2 protein-coding genes are annotated in these 2,942 nt (G+C 69.1%); one reads left to right on the forward strand and one right to left on the reverse strand.

All coding sequences use genetic code 11. The annotated features are described in order from the left end of the window. A partial coding sequence (locus G6O54_RS37600; RefSeq protein WP_369432167.1) for a hypothetical protein occupies positions 1-1,220 on the forward strand: 1,220 nt, incomplete at its 5' end. Between the two features lie 72 nt (positions 1,221-1,292). Here the strand turns inward: G6O54_RS37600 and G6O54_RS36620 are convergent. Then, a complete protein-coding gene (locus tag G6O54_RS36620; protein ID WP_165235978.1) occupies positions 1,293-2,588 on the reverse strand; it encodes an ATP-dependent 6-phosphofructokinase in 1,296 nt (431 codons plus the stop codon). Between the last annotated feature and the right edge of the window lie 354 nt (positions 2,589-2,942).

The raw sequence follows: 2,942 nt of genomic DNA on the forward strand, positions 1-2,942 counted from the left end.
GGGGCTGGGGCGGCTGGGGATGGGGCGGCCTGGGTTGGGGCGGTGGCTGGGGCGGCGGCGGTTGGGGCTGGGGTGGCTGGAACCGCTGGTGCAATCGGTATCCTTATCACCCCGGTCAGCAGCATCCCGGGCATGGACAGGGCCACATCGGCAACGGACCGACCGGCCGCGGCAATGGCCAGGGCGGAATGGTCACCCATGGCAGGAGCCTGAACGGCAATTTCTCGCGAGGAAATCTGGCACGGAACGTCGGTCAGGCCGGCGGGCTCAACGCCGGCGGGGCGAGGGCACAGGGAGCGAATGGAACCGGACTCGCCCGTCACGGCTCGGCCGCCGCGCATTCCCGCGGGGTGCAGTCGCCGCCGGCCTCGCGGGCGTATGGCAATCCCTTCCGCGGCGGAAACACGGCGGTTGCCCATCACGGCGCCGGTCCGAGCGGCGGCGGAGCAGGGGCCTCGAGGTCCCTCCAGACGCACGGGCCGGGAGCCGGCGCCGGCCAGGTCCACCAGGCGTCCGCCGTGGCCGGCAACGGCAATTCGTTTCGACCCGGGTTCAATGGCGTAAATAGCGGCACCGTCCACCACACGGTCGCCCGGCCGGCCTTCACCGCAACCGGCGCCAATCACGCAGCGGGCATGACTAACCACTCCGGGGGTCTTAACCTTGGAGCGGGAAACGGTCAGCCGATGGCGGGCGGGGTTGCGGGCCACGTCGGTTCCCATCCCGGGATTGCCGGGGGTGGTCTCGGAGGACAAGGTCTGCCTCAGGGCTTTCATCCCGGAAACGCCGGAGCCGGCTCCGTGGGACAGATCGGGGGAGTGATGCCGGGGCTGGCGAACGGTGGGCGTTTCCAGGGCCCGACGGGCCTGAGTCACGTCGGAGGCGGTTACGGCGGTCCTGCCCAGGCGCCGGGAGTTTCCTATACGATGCCCGGGGGCGGGCAGCACGCCGGCGGCATCTACGGCGGCCAGGTGCAGAGTGGCGGCTATACCATGCCCTCCGCGTCTCACTACGGCGGGGCCAATCTCGGGGGGGGATTCGTCGGCGGGCACTACGGCGGCGCCACCATGGGCAACTTCAGCGGCGGACACTACGGTGGCGCCACGATGGGGGGCTTCTCCGGCGGGCACTACGGCGGAGGGTCCATGGGCGGAATGGGCGGCGGGCACATGGGTGGTGGCGGCGGGCACATGGGCGGCGGCGGCGGTGGGCATCGCTGATGGCGGTGCTCGAGTGTCGTGCCCGGCCCCCACGGGCCATCCATCGTGGGGGCCGGGACAGGATCGATCAACTCAATTCATCCAGACCGGCTGACCGGTCGCTCGCATGACGGCCGTCCAGAGGTCGCTGCAGAGGTCGAGCTGTCGCTTCTCGGCGATCGCGGTCCGGATCGGCACGTGGACCAGCTCGTTGTGCCAGTAGCCGATCAGGAGATCTGTCTTCCCCGCCATCGCCGCATGGACGGCCATCCGCGCCATCTGGTCGCTCAGGATCCGATCGCCCGCGTTGGCCGGGACGCTGCGTATGTAGTAGCTCGGGTCGATGTACTTGAGGTTGATCGGGATCCCGCGATCCTTGAAGTGGGCGTGGAAGTGGTCGCGAAGCAGGATCCCGATGTCGTCGTGAAGGACATTGCCGGACGCATCGCGGCGGATGTCGCCGGCCGTGAAGAGGTCCTGGCCGGCTCCCTCCGCGACGACGACGAGCGCATGCCCCTTGGTCAGGACCCGCCGCTCGAGCGTGGCGAGCAGGCCGTTCTCGCCTTCGAGCCTGAACGGGACCTCGGGGATCAGGACGAAATTGGCGTCCTGGCTGGCGAGCGCGGCGCCGGCCGCGATGTAGCCCGCGTTCCTCCCCATCAGCTTCACCAGGCCGATCCCGTTGGGTGCGCACCGAGCCTCGACGTGGGCGCCCCGGAGGACCTCCTCGGCCTTCTCCAGGGCCGTGTTGTATCCGAACGAAACGTAGACATAATTGATGTCGTTGTCGATCGTCTTGGGGATCCCGACGACCGACTTCCGCAGTCCGCGACGCGCGATCTCGTCGCAAAGGGCGGAGGCCCCCCGCTGGGTGCCGTCGCCGCCGACGCAGAAGAGGATGTCGATCTTCTCGCTGACCATCGTGTCGACCATGACGCCGACGTCCTGGCTCCCGCGTGAGCTCCCCAGCACGGTCCCGCCCAGGTAATGGATGTTGTCCACGGAGGACGGGTTGAGCTCGACGAAGGGCAGGTTGCTCTCGGGATTGAGCCCCATGTAACCGTTCCGGACGCCCAGGATCCGGGGGACCATGTAGTTGTAGGCGAGCTCGGAATAGACGGAGCGGATGACGTTGTTCAGCCCCGGCGAGAGGCCGCCGCAGGTGACGACGGCCGCGGTCGTCTGCGCCGGATCGAAGAAGATCGAGCGCCGGGGGCCCGCCTCCTCGAAACAGAGCGTCGCGTCCCCCGTGATCTCCGGTCCGCACTTGTGCTCGAAGAGGATCCTCGTCGTCTCGGGGACGAATCCCACGTCATCGAGCCGGGCGAGCGGCGACGGCCGATGGCAATCGCCGAGCGTCCGGATCGTGAATTGTTCCTGGGTGACCATCGCGACCTCGCTCCTGATGCTCCGACTCCGGCCCGGCGGCCCCCGGCCATCGAGCGCCGCCTTCTGCGCCGGCCGCGATTATACCGGGCGACGAGGCCCGGGTCGTCGGCCTGGACCGAATCGAACTCGTCCCGGTTGATCGACCGCCCTGACGGCCTCTGGCTTCGGCCGCGACGCGGAGCAGACCGCATTCGGGAAGGCCAGGCTGGCGCGATGGGGAAATTGACCGGGACGACCCTGACGTCCTGTCCAGGACCTGTTACGCGAGAACGAGGCCTGTCGGCAAGCCTCGGCTTGCGCCTGGCTCGGCTGGAGCCTCGCCCTCCCGGTCCCCGGAGCGGCGCTTCTCCGAAT

The organism is Aquisphaera insulae (assembly GCF_011064615.1).
GTDB lineage: Bacteria > Planctomycetota > Planctomycetia > Isosphaerales > Isosphaeraceae > Aquisphaera > Aquisphaera insulae.

What these genes read in the sequence shown, in the direction of transcription:
- G6O54_RS36620 (WP_165235978.1), bottom strand. Translation starts at nt 2,588, where the DNA reads ATGGTCACCCAGGAACAATTCACGATCCGGACGCTCGGCGATTGCCAT.